Source organism: Halomonas sp. LMYGS-3, assembly GCF_059509875.1.
In genome coordinates this window covers 1-15,918 of record NZ_JCAKFQ010000013.1, presented here as the reverse complement: position 1 = coordinate 15,918, position 15,918 = coordinate 1, and the positions used below count along the sequence as shown (strand labels likewise).

General features: G+C 64.5%; 12 protein-coding genes and 4 tRNA genes. All 16 read right to left on the bottom strand.

Annotated features, from left to right (window positions below):
• Window positions 1-4 precede the first annotated feature (4 nt).
• The 16 genes from rpsG to AC5W54_RS13215 all read right to left on the bottom strand — a co-directional run bounded on the left by rpsG (window position 5) and on the right by AC5W54_RS13215 (window position 15,585).
• On the bottom strand, window positions 5-475 hold the full coding sequence (gene rpsG, locus AC5W54_RS13290; RefSeq protein WP_102626760.1) for a 30S ribosomal protein S7: 471 nt from the start codon (window positions 473-475) through the stop codon (window positions 5-7).
• 120 nt (window positions 476-595) lie between these two features.
• On the bottom strand, window positions 596-970 hold the full coding sequence (gene rpsL / locus AC5W54_RS13285; protein WP_183332947.1) for a 30S ribosomal protein S12: 375 nt from the start codon (window positions 968-970) through the stop codon (window positions 596-598).
• Window positions 971-1,127: 157 nt separating this feature from the next.
• The gene (gene rpoC, locus AC5W54_RS13280) at window positions 1,128-5,348 is read right to left on the bottom strand and encodes a DNA-directed RNA polymerase subunit beta' (protein WP_495962573.1); all 4,221 of its coding nucleotides are present in this window, start codon (window positions 5,346-5,348) and stop codon (window positions 1,128-1,130) included.
• A gap of 10 nt (window positions 5,349-5,358) precedes the next feature.
• A complete protein-coding gene (gene rpoB, locus AC5W54_RS13275; RefSeq protein ID WP_495962572.1) occupies window positions 5,359-9,435 on the bottom strand; it encodes a DNA-directed RNA polymerase subunit beta in 4,077 nt (1,358 codons plus the stop codon).
• A gap of 232 nt (window positions 9,436-9,667) precedes the next feature.
• Window positions 9,668-10,036, bottom strand: coding sequence for a 50S ribosomal protein L7/L12 (rplL, locus tag AC5W54_RS13270; protein WP_495962571.1), 369 nt, complete (start codon window positions 10,034-10,036; stop codon window positions 9,668-9,670).
• Window positions 10,037-10,126: 90 nt separating this feature from the next.
• Window positions 10,127-10,630, bottom strand: coding sequence for a 50S ribosomal protein L10 (gene rplJ / locus AC5W54_RS13265; RefSeq protein WP_495962570.1), 504 nt, complete (start codon window positions 10,628-10,630; stop codon window positions 10,127-10,129).
• Between the two features lie 274 nt (window positions 10,631-10,904).
• Window positions 10,905-11,597, bottom strand: coding sequence for a 50S ribosomal protein L1 (gene rplA, locus AC5W54_RS13260; RefSeq protein WP_495962569.1), 693 nt, complete (start codon window positions 11,595-11,597; stop codon window positions 10,905-10,907).
• A gap of 2 nt (window positions 11,598-11,599) precedes the next feature.
• Complete coding sequence (gene rplK, locus AC5W54_RS13255; protein ID WP_102626767.1) at window positions 11,600-12,031, bottom strand: 50S ribosomal protein L11; 432 nt, start codon at window positions 12,029-12,031, stop codon at window positions 11,600-11,602.
• Between the two features lie 89 nt (window positions 12,032-12,120).
• The gene (gene nusG / locus AC5W54_RS13250) at window positions 12,121-12,654 is read right to left on the bottom strand and encodes a transcription termination/antitermination protein NusG (protein ID WP_495962568.1); all 534 of its coding nucleotides are present in this window, start codon (window positions 12,652-12,654) and stop codon (window positions 12,121-12,123) included.
• 8 nt (window positions 12,655-12,662) lie between these two features.
• Window positions 12,663-13,031: a preprotein translocase subunit SecE gene (secE, locus tag AC5W54_RS13245; RefSeq protein WP_495962567.1), complete on the bottom strand. Its 369-nt coding sequence runs from the start codon at window positions 13,029-13,031 to the stop codon at window positions 12,663-12,665.
• A 72-nt stretch (window positions 13,032-13,103) separates the two neighbouring features.
• A tRNA-Trp gene (locus tag AC5W54_RS13240) sits at window positions 13,104-13,179 on the bottom strand.
• Between the two features lie 150 nt (window positions 13,180-13,329).
• Window positions 13,330-13,404, bottom strand: a tRNA-Thr gene (locus tag AC5W54_RS13235).
• Window positions 13,405-13,437: 33 nt separating this feature from the next.
• Window positions 13,438-13,511: transfer RNA gene (locus AC5W54_RS13230), tRNA-Gly, on the bottom strand.
• 49 nt (window positions 13,512-13,560) lie between these two features.
• Window positions 13,561-13,644 (bottom strand) — tRNA-Tyr (locus tag AC5W54_RS13225).
• A 121-nt stretch (window positions 13,645-13,765) separates the two neighbouring features.
• Entirely contained in the window at window positions 13,766-14,605 is an 840-nt protein-coding gene (locus AC5W54_RS13220; RefSeq protein ID WP_495962566.1) for a type III pantothenate kinase, read from the bottom strand.
• Window positions 14,602-15,585 (bottom strand): biotin--[acetyl-CoA-carboxylase] ligase, encoded by a 984-nt coding sequence (locus tag AC5W54_RS13215; protein ID WP_495962565.1) that lies wholly within the window; start codon window positions 15,583-15,585, stop codon window positions 14,602-14,604. The genes AC5W54_RS13220 and AC5W54_RS13215 overlap by 4 nt, the downstream gene beginning before the upstream one ends.
• Between the last annotated feature and the right edge of the window lie 333 nt (window positions 15,586-15,918).

Here is a 15,918-nt window from a genome sequence, read left to right as displayed (position 1 = left end):
GCACTTAGAAACGATAGTGCGAGAAGGCCTTGTTGGCTTCTGCCATGCGATGCACGTCTTCACGCTTCTTGACGGCCGAGCCCTTGCCTTCGGCGGCATCCAGCATCTCGCCGGCCAGGCGTTGCACCATGGTCTTCTCGCCACGACGACGGGCCGCATCCACCAGCCAGCGCATGGCCAGCGCCTGACGACGCGAGGGGCGAACCTCGACCGGCACCTGATAGGTCGCACCGCCGACGCGGCGCGACTTGACCTCGACCATCGGCTGGATGGCTTCCAGCGCCTTGTCGAAGATCTCCAGCGGCTCTTCCTTGCTACGCTCGGCAACCCTGTCCAGCGCACCGTAGACGATGCGCTCAGCTACGGACTTCTTGCCGCTGACCATCAGGTGGTTCATGAACTTCGCCAGGCGCTCGCTTCCGAACTTGGGATCCGGCAGGATCTCGCGCTTAGCAGCAACTCTTCTTCTAGGCATGATAAGCCCTCTGTAAAGGGTCCTTCAGGTAAACCCGAGACGACCACCGACGGCGGTGCTCGACCTTACTCTTATCAGACCGATGCCATGCATTTCGTAGGGGCGACGGGAGCCGCCCGATTACACCTTGGGACGCTTGGTGCCGTACTTGGAGCGGCCCTGCTTGCGGTTCTGTACGCCAGAGGTGTCGAGGGCGCCACGCACGGTGTGATAGCGCACACCGGGGAGGTCCTTGACACGGCCGCCGCGAATCAGGACCACGGAGTGCTCCTGGAGGTTATGGCCCTCACCGCCGATGTACGAAGAGACCTCGTAGCCGTTGGTGAGGCGCACACGGCACACCTTACGCAGGGCCGAGTTCGGCTTCTTCGGGGTGGTGGTGTAGACGCGGGTGCAGACCCCGCGCTTCTGCGGGCAGGCCTGCAGCGCCGGCACGTCGCTCTTGCTGACGGGACGCTTGCGCGGCTTGCGCACGAGCTGATTGATCGTTGCCATGGTGTGTAGCTGACTCCAATGGGTTGCCTTGCCTTTCAGCGGGCGCGGGCGCACCCACCCCACTGTTAAAGGCTGCGCATTCTAATGGCTGACGAGGCTGGCCGTCAAGCCTGGCGTCCTGCCCTGCGGGGAGGACGCCAGGCCGACGGAGCGGGCGTCAGATCTCGTCGTCATCCGAGTCGAGCGCCGTGAGCTGGGCGCCCAGCTCCTGCTCGACATCGAAGGCCGACGGATGGAGCAGGCGGTCGGCGTCTTCACGCTTGCGCTTGCGCTCCGCGTGGTGGGTCAGGCCGGTACCGGCCGGGATCAAGCGTCCCACCACCACGTTCTCCTTCAGGCCGCGCAGGTAATCGCGCTTGCCGGTGACCGCCGCTTCGGTCAGCACCCGCGTGGTCTCCTGGAAGGAGGCGGCGGAGATGAACGACTCGGTGGCCAGGCTGGCCTTGGTGATACCCAGCAACACCCGCTGGTACTTGGCCGGGAATTTCTCTCCCTTCTCGAGGAAGTGGTTCTGCTCGAGCACTCGAACCAGTTCGACCTGGTCGCCCGGGATGAAGTCCGAGTCGCCGGAGTCGGTGATCTCCACCTTGCGCAGCATCTGACGCACGATCACTTCGATGTGCTTGTCGTTGATGCCCACGCCCTGCAGGCGGTAGACGTCCTGGATCTCGGCGGTGATGTACTTGGCCAGCTCCGCCACGCCCAGCAGGCGCAGGATGTCGTGGGGATTGCTCGGGCCATCGGAGATCACCTCGCCCTTCTCGACGCTCTCGCCCTCGAACACGGCGATCTGGCGCCACTTCGGGATCAGCATCTCGAACGGGTCGCCGCCACCCTCGGGGGTGATGGTCAGGCGCCGCTTGCCCTTGGTCTCCTTGCCGAAGCTGATCACGCCGCTGATCTCGGCGAGGATCGCCGGTTCCTTCGGCTTGCGCGCCTCGAACAGGTCGGCCACGCGCGGCAGACCCCCGGTGATGTCCTTGTTGGCGGACGCCTCCACCGGGATCCGCGCGACGATCTCGCCGATACCGATCTTCGAGCCGTTGTCGGCGGTGACGATCGCCTTGCCCGGCAGCAGGTACTGCACAGGAGTGTCGGAGCCGGACACCGTGACCGGCTTGCCGTCATCGCCTGCCAGCAGGATCATCGGACGCTTGTCGCGGCCGGCCATGGGCCGCGCCGCCGCCTCGATCACCTCGATGGAGGAGAGACCGGTCATCTCGTCCACGCTGCGGTGGATGGTCAGGCCCTCGTCCATGTCGGCGTACTGCACGGTACCCTCGGCCTCGGCGACGATCGGGTGGGTGTGCGGATCCCACTTGGCGACGGCCTGGCCGGCTTCGACCGCCTCACCGTCCCTGACCGAGAGCTCGGCGCCGTAGGGGAGCTTGTAGTACTCCCGCTCGCGACCATGATCGTCGGCCACCGCCAGGGCACTGGAGCGGGAGACCACCACCAGCTTGCCATCGGCACGCTCTACGAACTTGATGTTGTGCAAGCGCACCCTGCCACCATGCTTGACCTGCACACTGTCCACGGCGGAGGCACGCGATGCCGCGCCACCGATGTGGAAGGTCCGCATGGTCAGCTGGGTACCCGGCTCGCCGATCGACTGGGCGGCGATGACGCCCACCGCCTCACCGATGTTGACCTGGTGGCCACGCGCCAGGTCGCGACCGTAGCAGGCCGAGCAGACGCCGTGGGCGGTCTCGCAGGCGATGGCGCTGCGCACCACGATCTCATCGACACCCATGGTGTCGAGCTCGGCGCACCAGGCCTCATCGAGCAGGGTGCCGCGCGGGATCAACACGTCCTGGGTGGACGGGTCGATGACGTCCTGGGCCACCACGCGCCCCAGCACACGCTGCGCCAGGGAGACGATGATATCACCACCCTCGATGACCGGGTGCAGGGTCAGGCCGTTCTCTGTACCGCAATCCGCCTCGGTGATCACCATGTCCTGGGCCACGTCGACCAGGCGGCGGGTCAGGTAACCGGAGTTGGCGGTCTTGAGTGCGGTGTCCGCGAGGCCCTTCCGCGCGCCGTGGGTCGAGATGAAGTACTGGAGGACGTTCAGGCCCTCGCGGAAGTTGGCGACGATCGGCGTCTCGATGATCGAGCCATCCGGCTTGGCCATCAGGCCACGCATCCCTGCCAGCTGACGGATCTGGGCGGCACTCCCCCGGGCCCCGGAGTCGGCCATGATGAAGACGCTGTTGAACGAGTCCTGCTCGACCTCCTTGCCGTCGCGGTCGATCACCGTCTCCTTGGAGATGCCTGCCATCATCGCCTTGGCCACCTTATCGTTGGCCTTGGACCAGATGTCGATGACCTTGTTGTACTTCTCGCCCGCGGTGACGAGACCGGAGGAGAACTGGTCCTCGATCTCCTTCACCTCGTCCTCGGCGGCCTCGATGATCTCGGCCTTGGCCTCGGGAATGACGAAGTCGTTGACCCCGATGGAGGCGCCGGACCAGGTCGCCAGGCGGAAGCCGGTGTACATCAGCTGGTCGGCGAAGATCACCGCCGGCTTGAGGCCGGCACGGCGATACACCTCGTTGATCAGCTTCGAGATCGCCTTCTTCTTCATCGACTGGTCGACGAGTTCGAAGGGCACGCCCTCGGGCAGGATGCGGAACAGCAGGGCGCGCCCCACGGTGGTGTCGTAGATGCGGCGGTGCTCGCGCTTCTCGCCGGTCTCCTCGTCGATCTCGACCTCGCTCAGGCGCACCTTGACCCGGGCGTGCAGCTCGACGCTCTGGGTGCCGAAGGCGCGTTCCACCTCGTTGAGGTTGGCGAACACCATGCCCTCGCCCTTGGCGTTGATGCGCTCGCGGGTCATGTAGTAGAGGCCCAGCACCACGTCCTGGGACGGCACGATGATCGGCTCGCCGTTGGCCGGTGACAGCACGTTGTTGGTGGCCATCATCAGCGCCCGCGCCTCGAGCTGGGCCTCCAGCGTCAGCGGCACGTGGACCGCCATCTGGTCACCGTCGAAGTCGGCGTTGTAGGCGGCACACACCAGCGGGTGCAGCTGGATCGCCTTGCCCTCGATCAGCAGCGGCTCGAAGGCCTGGATGCCGAGGCGGTGCAGGGTCGGGGCACGGTTGAGCAGCACCGGGTGCTCGCGGATGACATCGGCGAGGATGTCCCACACCTCGGGCAGCTCGCGCTCGACCATCTTCTTGGCGGCCTTGATGGTCGACGCGTACCCCAGGGTCTGCAGCTTGGAGTAGATGAACGGCTTGAACAGCTCGAGCGCCATCTTCTTCGGCAGGCCGCACTGATGCAGGCGCAGGGTCGGGCCGACGGTGATCACGCTGCGGCCCGAGTAATCGACGCGCTTGCCCAGCAGGTTCTGGCGGAAGCGCCCCTGCTTGCCCTTGATCATGTCGGCCAGCGACTTCAGCGGGCGCTTGTTCGAGCCCGTGATGGCCCGGCCGCGACGGCCGTTGTCGAGCAGGGCGTCGACCGCCTCCTGCAGCATGCGCTTCTCGTTGCGCACGATGATGTCCGGCGCATTGAGGTCGAGCAGCCGCTTGAGGCGATTGTTGCGATTGATCACGCGACGGTAGAGGTCGTTGAGATCGGAGGTCGCGAAGCGCCCGCCGTCCAGCGGCACCAGCGGACGCAGGTCCGGCGGCAGCACCGGCAGCACCTCCATGACCATCCACGCCGGGGCGTTGCCCGACTGGTGGAAGGCCTCCAGCAGCTTGAGCCGCTTGGAGAGCTTCTTGATCTTGGTCTCGGAGTTGGTCTGGGGGATCTCCTCGCGCAGGCGATCGATCTCCTCCTCGAGGTCGATATCCTTGAGCAGCGCCTGGACGGCCTCGGCGCCCATACGGGCGTCGAAGTCGTCGCCGAACTCCTCGAGGGCCTCGAAGTACTGCTCGTCATTGAGCAACTGACCGCGTTCGAGGGTGGTCATGCCCGGATCGATGACCACGAAGCTCTCGAAATAGAGCACGCGCTCGATGTCGCGCAGGGTCATGTCGAGGAACATGCCGATGCGCGACGGCAGCGACTTGAGGAACCAGATATGCGCGACGGGGCTGGCCAGCTCGATGTGGCCCATGCGTTCACGGCGTACCGCGGCCTTGGTGACCTCGACGCCGCACTTCTCGCAGATGATGCCACGGTGCTTCATGCGCTTGTACTTGCCGCACAGGCACTCGTAGTCCTTCACCGGACCGAAGATCTTGGCGCAGAACAGCCCATCCCGCTCCGGCTTGAAGGTGCGGTAGTTGATGGTCTCGGGCTTCTTGACCTCGCCGAAGGACCAGGAGCGAATCATGTCCGGCGACGCGAGCGTGATCTTGATCGCGTCGAACTCGTCGGACTGAGACTGCGATTTGAGGACTTTCACCAAATCTTTCATTGGGAGGCTCCTAGCTCTCTAACTCGATATCGATGCCCAGCGAACGGATCTCCTTCACCAGCACGTTGAAGGATTCCGGCATGCCCGCCTGCATGGTGTGGTCGCCGTCCACGATGCTCTTGTACATCTTGGTGCGCCCTTCCACGTCGTCGGACTTGACCGTGAGCATCTCCTGGAGGGTGTAGGCCGCACCGTAGGCTTCCAGGGCCCAGACCTCCATCTCGCCGAAGCGCTGACCACCGAACTGCGCCTTGCCGCCCAGCGGCTGCTGGGTGACCAGCGAGTAGGAGCCGGTGGAACGCGCATGCATCTTGTCGTCCACCAGGTGGTTGAGCTTCAGCATGTACATGTACCCCACCGTCACCGGGCGGTCGAAGGCGTCGCCGGAGCGGCCGTCGTAGAGGGTCATCTGGCCCGAATCCGGCAGCTCGGCCAGCTTGAGCAGGTGCTTGATCTCGCCCTCCTTGGCGCCGTCGAACACCGGCGAGGCCATGGGCACGCCGCCCTGGAGGTTCTTCGCCAGGGCGATCACCTCATCGTCGGTCAGCGAGTCGAGGTTCTCGACGCGAGTGCCCTCGGTGTTGTAGACCTGCCCCAGGAAGTCGCGCAGCTGGCCAACCTGCTGGTCACGGGCCTCGCGCAGCATCCGTTCGATCTTCACCCCGAGGCCACGGGCCGCCAGGCCCAGGTGGGTCTCGAGGATCTGACCGACGTTCATCCGTGACGGCACGCCGAGCGGGTTGAGCACCACGTCGACCGGCTCGCCGTTGTCGTCAAAGGGCATGTCCTCGATCGGCATGATCGCCGAGATGACGCCCTTGTTGCCGTGACGGCCGGCCATCTTGTCGCCCGGCTGGATGCGGCGCTTGACCGCCATGTAGACCTTGACGATCTTGAGCACGCCCGGCGCGAGATCGTCGCCCTGGGTCAGTTTGCGCTTCTTGTCCTCGAAACGCTCGTCCATCTCCTTGCGACGATTCTCCAGCTGCTCGTCGGCCTGGGCCAGCAGCTCATTGAGCGCCTCGTCCTGCAGGCGCAGCTTGAACCACTGCTGGCGCGGCAGCTCCTCCAGGTAGTCGTCGGAGAGGATATCACCCTTCTTCAGCTTCGGACCGCCGTTGACGGCCTGGCCGGAGAGGGTGCGCCTGAGGCGCTCGAAGGTGGCGTCCTCGGCGATGCGGTAGGTCTCCTGCAGGTCCTTGCGCACCTCGTCGAGCTGCATCTGCTCGATGGCCAGCGCCCGGGAGTCCTTCTCCACGCCGTCGCGGGTGAACACCTGGACGTCGATGACGGTGCCGCGCATGCCAGTCGGCGCCCGCAGAGACGTGTCCTTCACGTCGCTGGCCTTCTCGCCGAAGATCGCGCGCAGCAGCTTCTCTTCCGGGGTCAGCTGGGTCTCGCCCTTGGGCGTGACCTTGCCGACCAGGATATCGCCCGGTCCGACCTCGGCACCGATGTAGACCACGCCGGCCTCATCCAGCTTGGCCAGTGCCGACTCGCCCACGTTGGGGATGTCGGAGGTGATCTCCTCCGGCCCCAGCTTGGTGTCGCGCGACACGCAGGTCAGCTCCTGGATGTGGATGGTGGTGAAGCGGTCTTCCTGGACCACCCGCTCGGAGAGCAGGATGGAGTCCTCGAAGTTGTAGCCGTTCCAGGGCATGAAGGCGATGCGCATGTTCTGGCCCAGCGCCAGGTCGCCCATGTCGACGGAGGGGCCGTCGGCCAGGATGTCGCCTCGCGCCACCTCGTCGCCGGGGCGCACGATGGGACGCTGGTTCATGCAGGTGTTCTGGTTGGACCGCACGTACTTGGTGAGGTTGTAGATGTCGACGCCGGCCTCGCCGCCGATGATCTCGTCCTCGTTGATGCGCACCACGATGCGCTTGGCGTCGACCGAATCGATCACGCCGCCGCGGCGTGCCACGGCGCAGACACCGGAGTCACGGGCCACGAAGCGCTCCATGCCGGTCCCCACCAGCGGCTTCTCGGCACGCAGGGTCGGCACCGCCTGACGCTGCATGTTCGACCCCATCAGGGCGCGGTTGGCATCGTCGTGCTCGAGGAACGGAATCAGCGCCGCCGCCACCGACACCACCTGGCGCGGGGAGACGTCCATGAGGGTGACCTGCTCGGGACGCATGAAGGTGGTCTCGCCCTTGTGGCGCACCTGCACCAGGTCGTCGACCAGCTTGTTGGCCTCATCCACGGTGGCCGAGGCCTGGGCGATGATGTAATCCCCCTCCTCGATGGCCGAGAGGTGCACCACCTCGTCGGTCACCTGACGGTCCACCACTTTGCGGTAGGGCGTCTCGAGGAAGCCGTAGCTGTTGGTGTGGCTGTAGGTGGCCAGCGAGTTGATCAAGCCGATGTTGGGACCTTCCGGGGTCTCGATCGGGCACAGGCGACCGTAGTGCGTGGCGTGGACGTCGCGCACCTCGAAGCCGGCCCGCTCGCGTGTCAGGCCGCCCGGACCGAGTGCGGAGACACGGCGCTTGTGGGTGACCTCGGAGAGCGGGTTGTTCTGGTCCATGAACTGGGAGAGCTGGCTCGAGCCGAAGAACTCCTTGACCGCCGCCGCCACCGGCTTGGCGTTGATCAGGTCCTGGGGCATCAGACCTTCGCTTTCGGCCATGGAGAGGCGCTCCTTGACCGCGCGCTCGACGCGCACCAGGCCGACGCGGAACTGGTTCTCGGCCATCTCGCCGACGCAGCGGATGCGACGGTTGCCCAGGTGATCGATATCGTCGACTTCACCGAAGCCGTTACGGATATTGATCAGCTCCTTGAGCACATCGAGGATGTCGCGCTGGTCGAGCACACCGGAACCGGTGTCGGCGTCGCGACGCAGGCGACGGTTGAATTTCATGCGACCGACGCCGGAAAGGTCGTAGCGGTCCTCGGTGAAGAACAGGTTGTGGAACAGGGTCTCGGCGGCCTCCTTGGTGGGCGGCTCGCCGGGACGCATCATGCGGTAGATCTCGACCAATGCCTCGAGCTGGGACCCGGTGGTGTCCAGCTTGAGGGTGTCCGAGATGAAGGGCCCGCAGTCGAGGTCGTTGGTGTAGAGGGTCTCGAGGGTAGTGATGCCGGCCTGGCCCAGTTTCTCGAGCAGATCCGGGGTGATCTCGCTGTTGCAGGGGCAGATCAACTCGCCGGTGTTGGGGTCGACCTGGTCCTTGCCCAGGGTCTTGCCGAAGAGGTACTCCATCGGCACCTCGAGGCGCTCGAGGCCGGCCTTCTCCAGCTGGCGGATGTGCTTCTGGGTGATGCGGCGGCCTTCCTCGACGATCAGGTTGCCCTCGCCATCCTTGATGTCGAAGGTGGCGGTCTCGCCGCGCAGGCGCGACGGCACCAGCTCCACGGAGAAGCCGGACTGCTCGATGTGGAAGGTACTGGTCTCGAAGAACTCGTCGAGGATCTCCTCGGCACTCATGCCCAGCGCCCGCATCAGCACCGTGGCCGGCAGCTTGCGGCGGCGGTCGATGCGCACGAAGACGCTGTCCTTCGGGTCGAACTCGAAGTCCAGCCAGGACCCGCGGTAGGGGATCACCCTGGCGGAGTAGAGCAGCTTGCCGGAGGAGTGGCTCTTGCCCTTGTCGTGGTCGAAGAATACCCCCGGCGAGCGGTGCAGCTGGGAAACGATGACCCGCTCGGTGCCGTTGACGACGAAGGTGCCGTTCTCAGTCATCAGGGGGATTTCCCCCATGTAGACTTCCTGCTCCTTGATGTCCTTGATGGCCTTGTTCGACGACTCCTTGTCGTAGATGATCAGGCGAACCTTGACCCGCAGCGGAGCCGAGTAGGTGACGCCACGCAACTGGCACTCCTTGACGTCGAAGGCCGGGGTGCCGAAACGGTAGCTGACGTACTCCAGGGCGGCATTGCCGGAGAAGCTCTCGATCGGGAACACGGACTTGAAGGCCGCATGCAGACCGATCTCGAGGCGCTCCTCGGGCGAGCGGTCCTGCTGGAGAAAGTCGTAGTAGGAATCAAGCTGGATGGCCAGCAGGTAGGGCACATCCATCACTTGGGGCAGTTTGCCGAAATCCTTGCGGATGCGTTTTTTCTCAGTGTATGAGTAAGCCATCTGTATTCCCCAGCTTGTTCACCATGGGTGACCGATGCGTGGTCGGCGCCACCCGACGGGAGCGGCTCCGTCAGGCGATGAAGGCAAGCACCGCGTTGGGTTGCTCGCCTTCGGAATTCGGCTGGCGGCTCTGCACGGGCAGAGGCCAGTGACAACAGAAAAAGGCCGGCAGCGGGTGTCCCGCCACCAGCCGTGGAAGCTTACGCAGCGCGTGAAGCCATGGGCACAAGGATTACTTGAGCTCCACGCTCGCGCCGGCTTCTTCCAGCTTGGCCTTGGCCGCTTCGGCGTCTTCCTTGGACAGGGCTTCCTTGATGGTCGCCGGTGCGCCATCGACGGCACCCTTGGCTTCCTTCAGGCCCAGGCCGGTGATCTCGCGGACGACCTTGATCACGTTGACCTTCTTCTCGCCGGCAGCGGTCAGCACCAGGTCGAACTCGGTCTGCTCCTCGGCAACTTCACCGGCGGCGGCAGGGCCGGCCACGACGGCAGCAGCGGCAGAGACGCCGAACTTCTCTTCCATGGCTTCGATCAGGTCGACGACTTCCATCACGGACATGTCGGCAACGGCGTTGATGATGTCTTCTTTGGTCAGTGCCATTTTCAGGTTCCTAACTTTGCGGGAGCTTCGGTGGACCGATAGCTCAAGGATTCAATATTCGATTCGGGCTGCGCGCAGGAGTTCGCCCGATCAGGCGGCGGCTTCCTGCTTCTGGTCACGCAGCGCGGCGAGGGTACGAACCAGCTTGCCGGCAGAAGCCTCCTTCATGACGGACATCAGCTTGGCGATCGCCTCATCGTAGGTCGGCAGTGTCGCCAGGCGGTCGATGTCGCTTGCCGGGATCAACTCACCTTCGTAGGCCAGCGCCTTGACTTCGAAGTCCTTCTCACCCTTGGCGAACTCCTTGAACAGGCGGGCGGCAGCGCCCGGATGCTCGTAGGAGAAGGCCAGCATGGTCGGGCCGGAGAAGGTCTCTTCCAGAATCTCCCAGGGAGTTCCGGACAGGGCGCGGCGTGCCAGGGTGTTGCGGACAACACGGATCTGCACGCCATTCTCGCGGGCCTGCTTGCGCAGGTCGGTCATCGCGCTGACCGCGACGCCACGAGAGTCGGCAACTACGACGGAGAGAGCATCCTTGGCGGCTGCACTGACCTCGGCAACAATCGCCTTCTTGCCTTCGAGTGCTAGTGGCACAGTGATCACTCCTTCGTGCCGGAACCTCGAACGAGACTCCGGTGGTTACCATCTCTCCCGTTCAGTCGCTCGAGCGCCTGAACGGGAGTCCTGGGTGATGGTGCTCACCAGAAACCTGGCGGCACACCATCTGCGCAGGCCTTCCCGGCGGAAGATTAAGCCGCCCTTCTCAATGAAGCGCGGCGCCTGCGGTCTTTGACGGTGCCCCGCCGGCACGTTCTGCAACCATGCACGGGGACCGCAAAGTTCTTGCCTGTTGTCGTCGACCCGCCGCTCAGACCAGCGCGGAGTGATCGACGGTGATACCCGGGCCCATGGTGGTGGACAGGGTCACCTTCTTGAAATAGATACCCTTGGACGAGCTCGGCTTGAGCCGCTTGAGGTCGGCGACCAATGCCTCCAGATTGCCCTGGATGGCGGCAGCGTCGAAGTCGACCTTGCCCAGGGTGGTATGGATGATGCCGTTCTTGTCGGTGCGGAAGCGCACCTGGCCGGCCTTGGCATTCTTCACCGCGGTGGCGACGTCCGGCGTCACGGTGCCGACCTTGGGGTTCGGCATCAGGCCGCGCGGACCGAGAATCTGGCCCAGCTGGCCGACGACGCGCATGGCGTCCGGCGAGGCGATGACCACGTCGAAGTCGAGCTGCCCCTTCTTGACCTGCTCGGCCAGGTCGTCCATGCCGACGATGTCGGCACCGGCTTCCTTGGCGGCGTCGGCGTTGGCACCCTGGGTGAAGACGGCGACACGCACGTCCTTGCCGGTACCATTGGGCATGACGGTGGCGCCACGCACGACCTGGTCGGATTTACGCGGATCGACGCCCAGGTTGATGGCGACGTCCAGGGACTCCTTGAACTTGACGGTGGACAGCTCGGCGAGCAGAGCCACGGCGTCCTCGAGGGAGTACACCTTGGTGGTGTCGACCTTCTCCTGGATCAGCTTGGCGCGCTTGGACAGTTTAGCCATGATCAGAGACCCTCCACGTTCAGGCCCATGCTGCGGGCGCTACCGGCGATGGTACGCACCGCGGCGTCGAGATCGGCAGCCGTCAGGTCCGGCTCCTTGGTCTTGGCGATCTCCTCGAGCTGCTCGCGGGTCACGGTACCGACCTTCTTCTTGTTCGGCTCACCGGAGCCGGACTTGATGCCAGCCGCCTTCTTCAGCAGGACCGCCGCGGGCGGGGTCTTGGTGACGAAGGTGAAGCTGCGATCGGAGTAGACGGTGATGACCACGGGAGTCGGCAGGCCCGGCTCGATGTCCTGGGTGGCCGCATTGAAGGCCTTGCAGAACTCCATGATATTGACACCGTGCTGACCCAGCGCGGGGCCCACGGGGGGACTCGGATTGGCTTTGCCAGCTGCGACCTGCAGCTTGATGTAAGCCTGTACTTTCTTGGCCATGGTAAACTCCAGTTGGGTAATAGCGCCTTGCGGCTCCCCGGGTTACGCGGCCGGCCAGGCGGCCGCATCGCGAACGTCAGGCCGAGAGGCTATTCCTTCTCGACCTGCGCGAATTCCAGTTCGACAGGGGTCGCGCGACCGAAGATCAACACGCTGACCTGCAGGCGACTCTTGTCGTAGTTGACTTCTTCGACCACACCATTGAAATCGGCGAAGGGGCCATCGATGACGCGAACGGACTGACCCGGCTCGAACAAGGTCTTGGGGCGAGGCTTGTCGGTGCCGTCCTTCACTCGACGCAGGATGGCATCGGCCTCCTTCTGGGTGATCGGCGCCGGCTTCTCCTTGGTGCCGCCGATGAACCCCATCACGCGCGGGGTCTCGTTGACCAGGTGCCAGGTCGCGTCGTCCATCTCCATCTCGACCAGCACGTAGCCGGGATAGAACTTGCGCTCACTCTTGCGGCGCTTGCCATCTCGCATCTCGACGACTTCTTCGGTGGGCACCAGGATCTCGCCGAAACGGTCCTCCATGCCATGCATCTTCACGCGCTCGATCAGCGAGCGCATGACATGCTTCTCGAAGCCGGAGTAGGCGTGCACGACGTACCAACGCTTGGACATGGAAACTCCTAACCAATGACGCCGGACATCGCCCAGCCTAGAAGGGTGTCGATCAGCCACAGCATCAGACCGACCACCAGCACGGCCACCAGCACGATGCCCGTTGTCTGCACGGCCTCGGGGCGGGTCGGCCATATCACGCGCTGGATCTCCTTCTTGGCGCTCTTGGCCAGCTCAGTGAGCTCGCGCCCCCTGCCCGTGGTCAGGGCGATCAGGGCCGCCACTACACTCAGGGCGACGACACCCAGCACGCGATAGAGGAGTGCCTGATCGGCGAAATAGGTATTGCCGACAACGGCCAGGACCAGCAGAGTGACGACAACCGTCCACTTGAGCCCGTCGTGGCGCGACTCTTGCACCTCGGCGCTATGCTTCATGAAAACGAGACTCCTCAGGGCGCGGCAATCGAAACATGAAAGTATATGAAATAACGCCAGCCTGGGGAAGACTGGCAGGCCAGGAGGGAATCGAACCCCCAACCTGCGGTTTTGGAGACCGCTGCTCTGCCAATTGAGCTACTGGCCTGTATCTGTACCGCAACCACCCCTTGCGAGCGGCCTGCACGACAGCGGGCGCTATGATAGCGAAAGCCGCCTCGCCTGACAACCCCTCCCCAACGACGCCGCCGCGGAGGGGAAAGAGAAAAGGCGAACCACGTGGCTCGCCTTTTCGATATGGAGCTCATGGACGGATTTGAACCGTCGACCTCACCCTTACCAAGGGTGTGCTCTACCCCTGAGCTACATGAGCGCAACCTGTCGACACCATATGTCACTCGATGCCTGGAGCGGGCAGCGGGAATCGAACCCGCATCATCAGCTTGGAAGGCTGAGGTTCTACCATTGAACTATGCCCGCCTACCCACTCTTGCGGCCGCCACCCGACCATGCCGGTGCCGGCGAATTCTGGTGGAGGGGGAAGGATTCGAACCTTCGAAGCTTTCGCGGCAGATTTACAGTCTGCTCCCTTTGGCCACTCGGGAACCCCTCCAACTGGCGGCACATGTTACCACCTTTTTATCCGATGTCAAGTCACTGTTTTCTCAGCTATCTTGACCAGGGAGACCGACCTTCCAGCACAGCCCCGTCGCCTCGGAACGCGGCGCATTGTGTCAAAGCAGCATGGAGAATGCAAGCCCGGCACGTATCTTTTCCAGCGAAACCGGCGCCGGCACGCGCGGCGCTCCGGACAGTCGCCCCGCTCGTTCGGCGGCGGTCAACGGGAAGCAGGCCTCGAGCCCGGCATAGACCATGTCCGGCCAGACCGCATGGGGCACCTCGATACCCCGTGAGATCACCCGCGCATCCCCGCCGGTCAACAACATGGGCAGAGGCACGCTCTCCCGGTCGCACACCTCGCTGTAGATGCGATTCAGCGCGCTGACCGCGGCCATGTAGATGCCGTGATTGACCGCTTCGACGGTCCTGCGCCCCGGCACCAGCAGCTCCTCTGCCTCGCTGTCGGGGTCGATGGCCACGTTGCGGGTACCGAGCTTGAGACTCTCCTTCATCAGTCGCAGGCCCGGGAGGATGTATCCCCCCAGGTGCCGCCCCCCCGGCAGCACGAAGTCGACGGTGATGGCACTGCCGCAGTCGACGCTGCAGCAGCCACCGGCCAGCTGGTAGCCGGCCAGCGTCCCCATCCAGCGATCCACACCCAACCGACCGGGCTCCTCGTAGCCGTTGGTGACGCCGAGAGCCTCGGCGGTGGAGCGCGCCACATGCACCGCCCCGACCCGACGGCGCAGCAACGCCACAGTCTCCTCCAGGACCGCCTTGCGCGCCACGCTGGAGATGCGCACCGCCTCTACCACGTCCAGGTCCGGTATATCCGCGCCGGGACGCCACTCCTCACGGGTCCAGACGGCACCGCGCGAGCGAATTTCGCTGCTATCGGCATCCTTCAATCGCCACTTGGACAGGGTATTGCCGATATCGAGATCCAGGATCATGGGCGACCACGCACGCTGATTTCCCCTCCCGCCAGGCGCAGACGCCGCTGCCCCTGCTGGACCCAGAGATTGCCGGATGCATCCACCCCTTCGGCAACGGCCACCTCGCGCTCCCCGCCTCGCAAGATGTCCACCTCACGGCCAACGAAGGCGTGACGGTTGTTCCACTCCTCCTGCCACACCGCAAAGCCCTGCCGCTCGAAGTTCGCCATTAACGGCAGCAAGCCCTCGAGCAGCTCCAGCGCCAACGCATTGCGCGAGATCCCGGGGGCCTGGTCACGCACCGCCGCCACCGGCTGATCGATACCGGCCCGGAAGTCGGCGGGCAGGTCGACATTGATGCCCATGCCCACGACCACCTCGCAAGGGCCGGCCGCATCGCCGCTGATCTCCACCAGGATGCCGGCCAGCTTGCCCAACTCGCCATCCGGCGTCTCAAGCAGCACATCGTTTGGCCATTTCAGCAGAGGGTGCACGCCGTGCTGCTCCAGCACCTCCGCCAGTACCACACCGATGGCCAGGCTGAGTCCCTCCAGGGCCGTGACACCGGACTCGAAGCGCCACCCCAGAGAGAGCATCAGGGTACGCCCCCAAGGCGTCGACCAGACACGCCCACGGCGCCCGCGGCCCTCACTCTGCTGCTCCACCAGACAGACCTCACCATGACCGGCCTTGTGCTCGAAGCGCTCGCGGATGAAGGCGTTGCTGGAGGGCAGCGTCTCCTCGACGAACAGACGCACCAGGTGCTGTCGCCCCCCTCTTGATAGACCAGCCACGATCTTGCTCCCGTCGAGCAACTCCAACGGCTCAGCCAGGCGATACCCCTGCCCCTTCACCGCCTCCATGGCGATACCCAGCGATTCCAGCTTCCTCAACTGCTTCCAGACGGCCGCCCGCGACACCCCCAGGCGCTCGCCGAGCTGCTCACCGGAATGGAACTCGCCATCGCTCAGCAAGCGGATCAAGTCACCGATGGTCATGCCTCATGCCCCAGACGGGAAAAGGCACATTCTAGCGGAACTCTCGTCCCCCGGAAATCCATCGATCGGAAACGAAAAAACCCCGAACACGGATGTGCACGGGGTTTTCTCTGAAGAGGTGCCTGACGATGACTCGGGCGGCGCTCCGCTACTCTCCGTGGGAGCCCCCAAACGACGAAACCCCGACCAATGGCCGGGGTTTCTGAAAAGGTGCCTGACGATGATCCGGGCGGCGCTCCGCTACTCTCCGTGGGAGACCCCTGAACGACGAAACCCCGACCAATGGCCGGGGTTTCTGAAAAGGTGCCTGACGATGACCTACTCTCGCATGGG

Coding starts and splice junctions, on each gene's coding strand:
- nusG (WP_495962568.1), bottom strand. CDS start 12,654: ATGTCCAAGCGTTGGTACGTCGTGCACGCCTACTCCGGCTTCGAGAAG.
- rpoB (WP_495962572.1), bottom strand. CDS start 9,435: ATGGCTTACTCATACACTGAGAAAAAACGCATCCGCAAGGATTTCGGC.
- rpsG (WP_102626760.1), bottom strand. CDS start 475: ATGCCTAGAAGAAGAGTTGCTGCTAAGCGCGAGATCCTGCCGGATCCC.
- rpsL (WP_183332947.1), bottom strand. CDS start 970: ATGGCAACGATCAATCAGCTCGTGCGCAAGCCGCGCAAGCGTCCCGTC.
- rpoC (WP_495962573.1), bottom strand. CDS start 5,348: ATGAAAGATTTGGTGAAAGTCCTCAAATCGCAGTCTCAGTCCGACGAG.
- AC5W54_RS13215 (WP_495962565.1), bottom strand. CDS start 15,585: ATGACCATCGGTGACTTGATCCGCTTGCTGAGCGATGGCGAGTTCCAT.
- rplK (WP_102626767.1), bottom strand. CDS start 12,031: ATGGCCAAGAAAGTACAGGCTTACATCAAGCTGCAGGTCGCAGCTGGC.
- secE (WP_495962567.1), bottom strand. CDS start 13,031: ATGAAGCATAGCGCCGAGGTGCAAGAGTCGCGCCACGACGGGCTCAAG.
- rplA (WP_495962569.1), bottom strand. CDS start 11,597: ATGGCTAAACTGTCCAAGCGCGCCAAGCTGATCCAGGAGAAGGTCGAC.
- rplL (WP_495962571.1), bottom strand. CDS start 10,036: ATGGCACTGACCAAAGAAGACATCATCAACGCCGTTGCCGACATGTCC.
- AC5W54_RS13220 (WP_495962566.1), bottom strand. CDS start 14,605: ATGATCCTGGATCTCGATATCGGCAATACCCTGTCCAAGTGGCGATTG.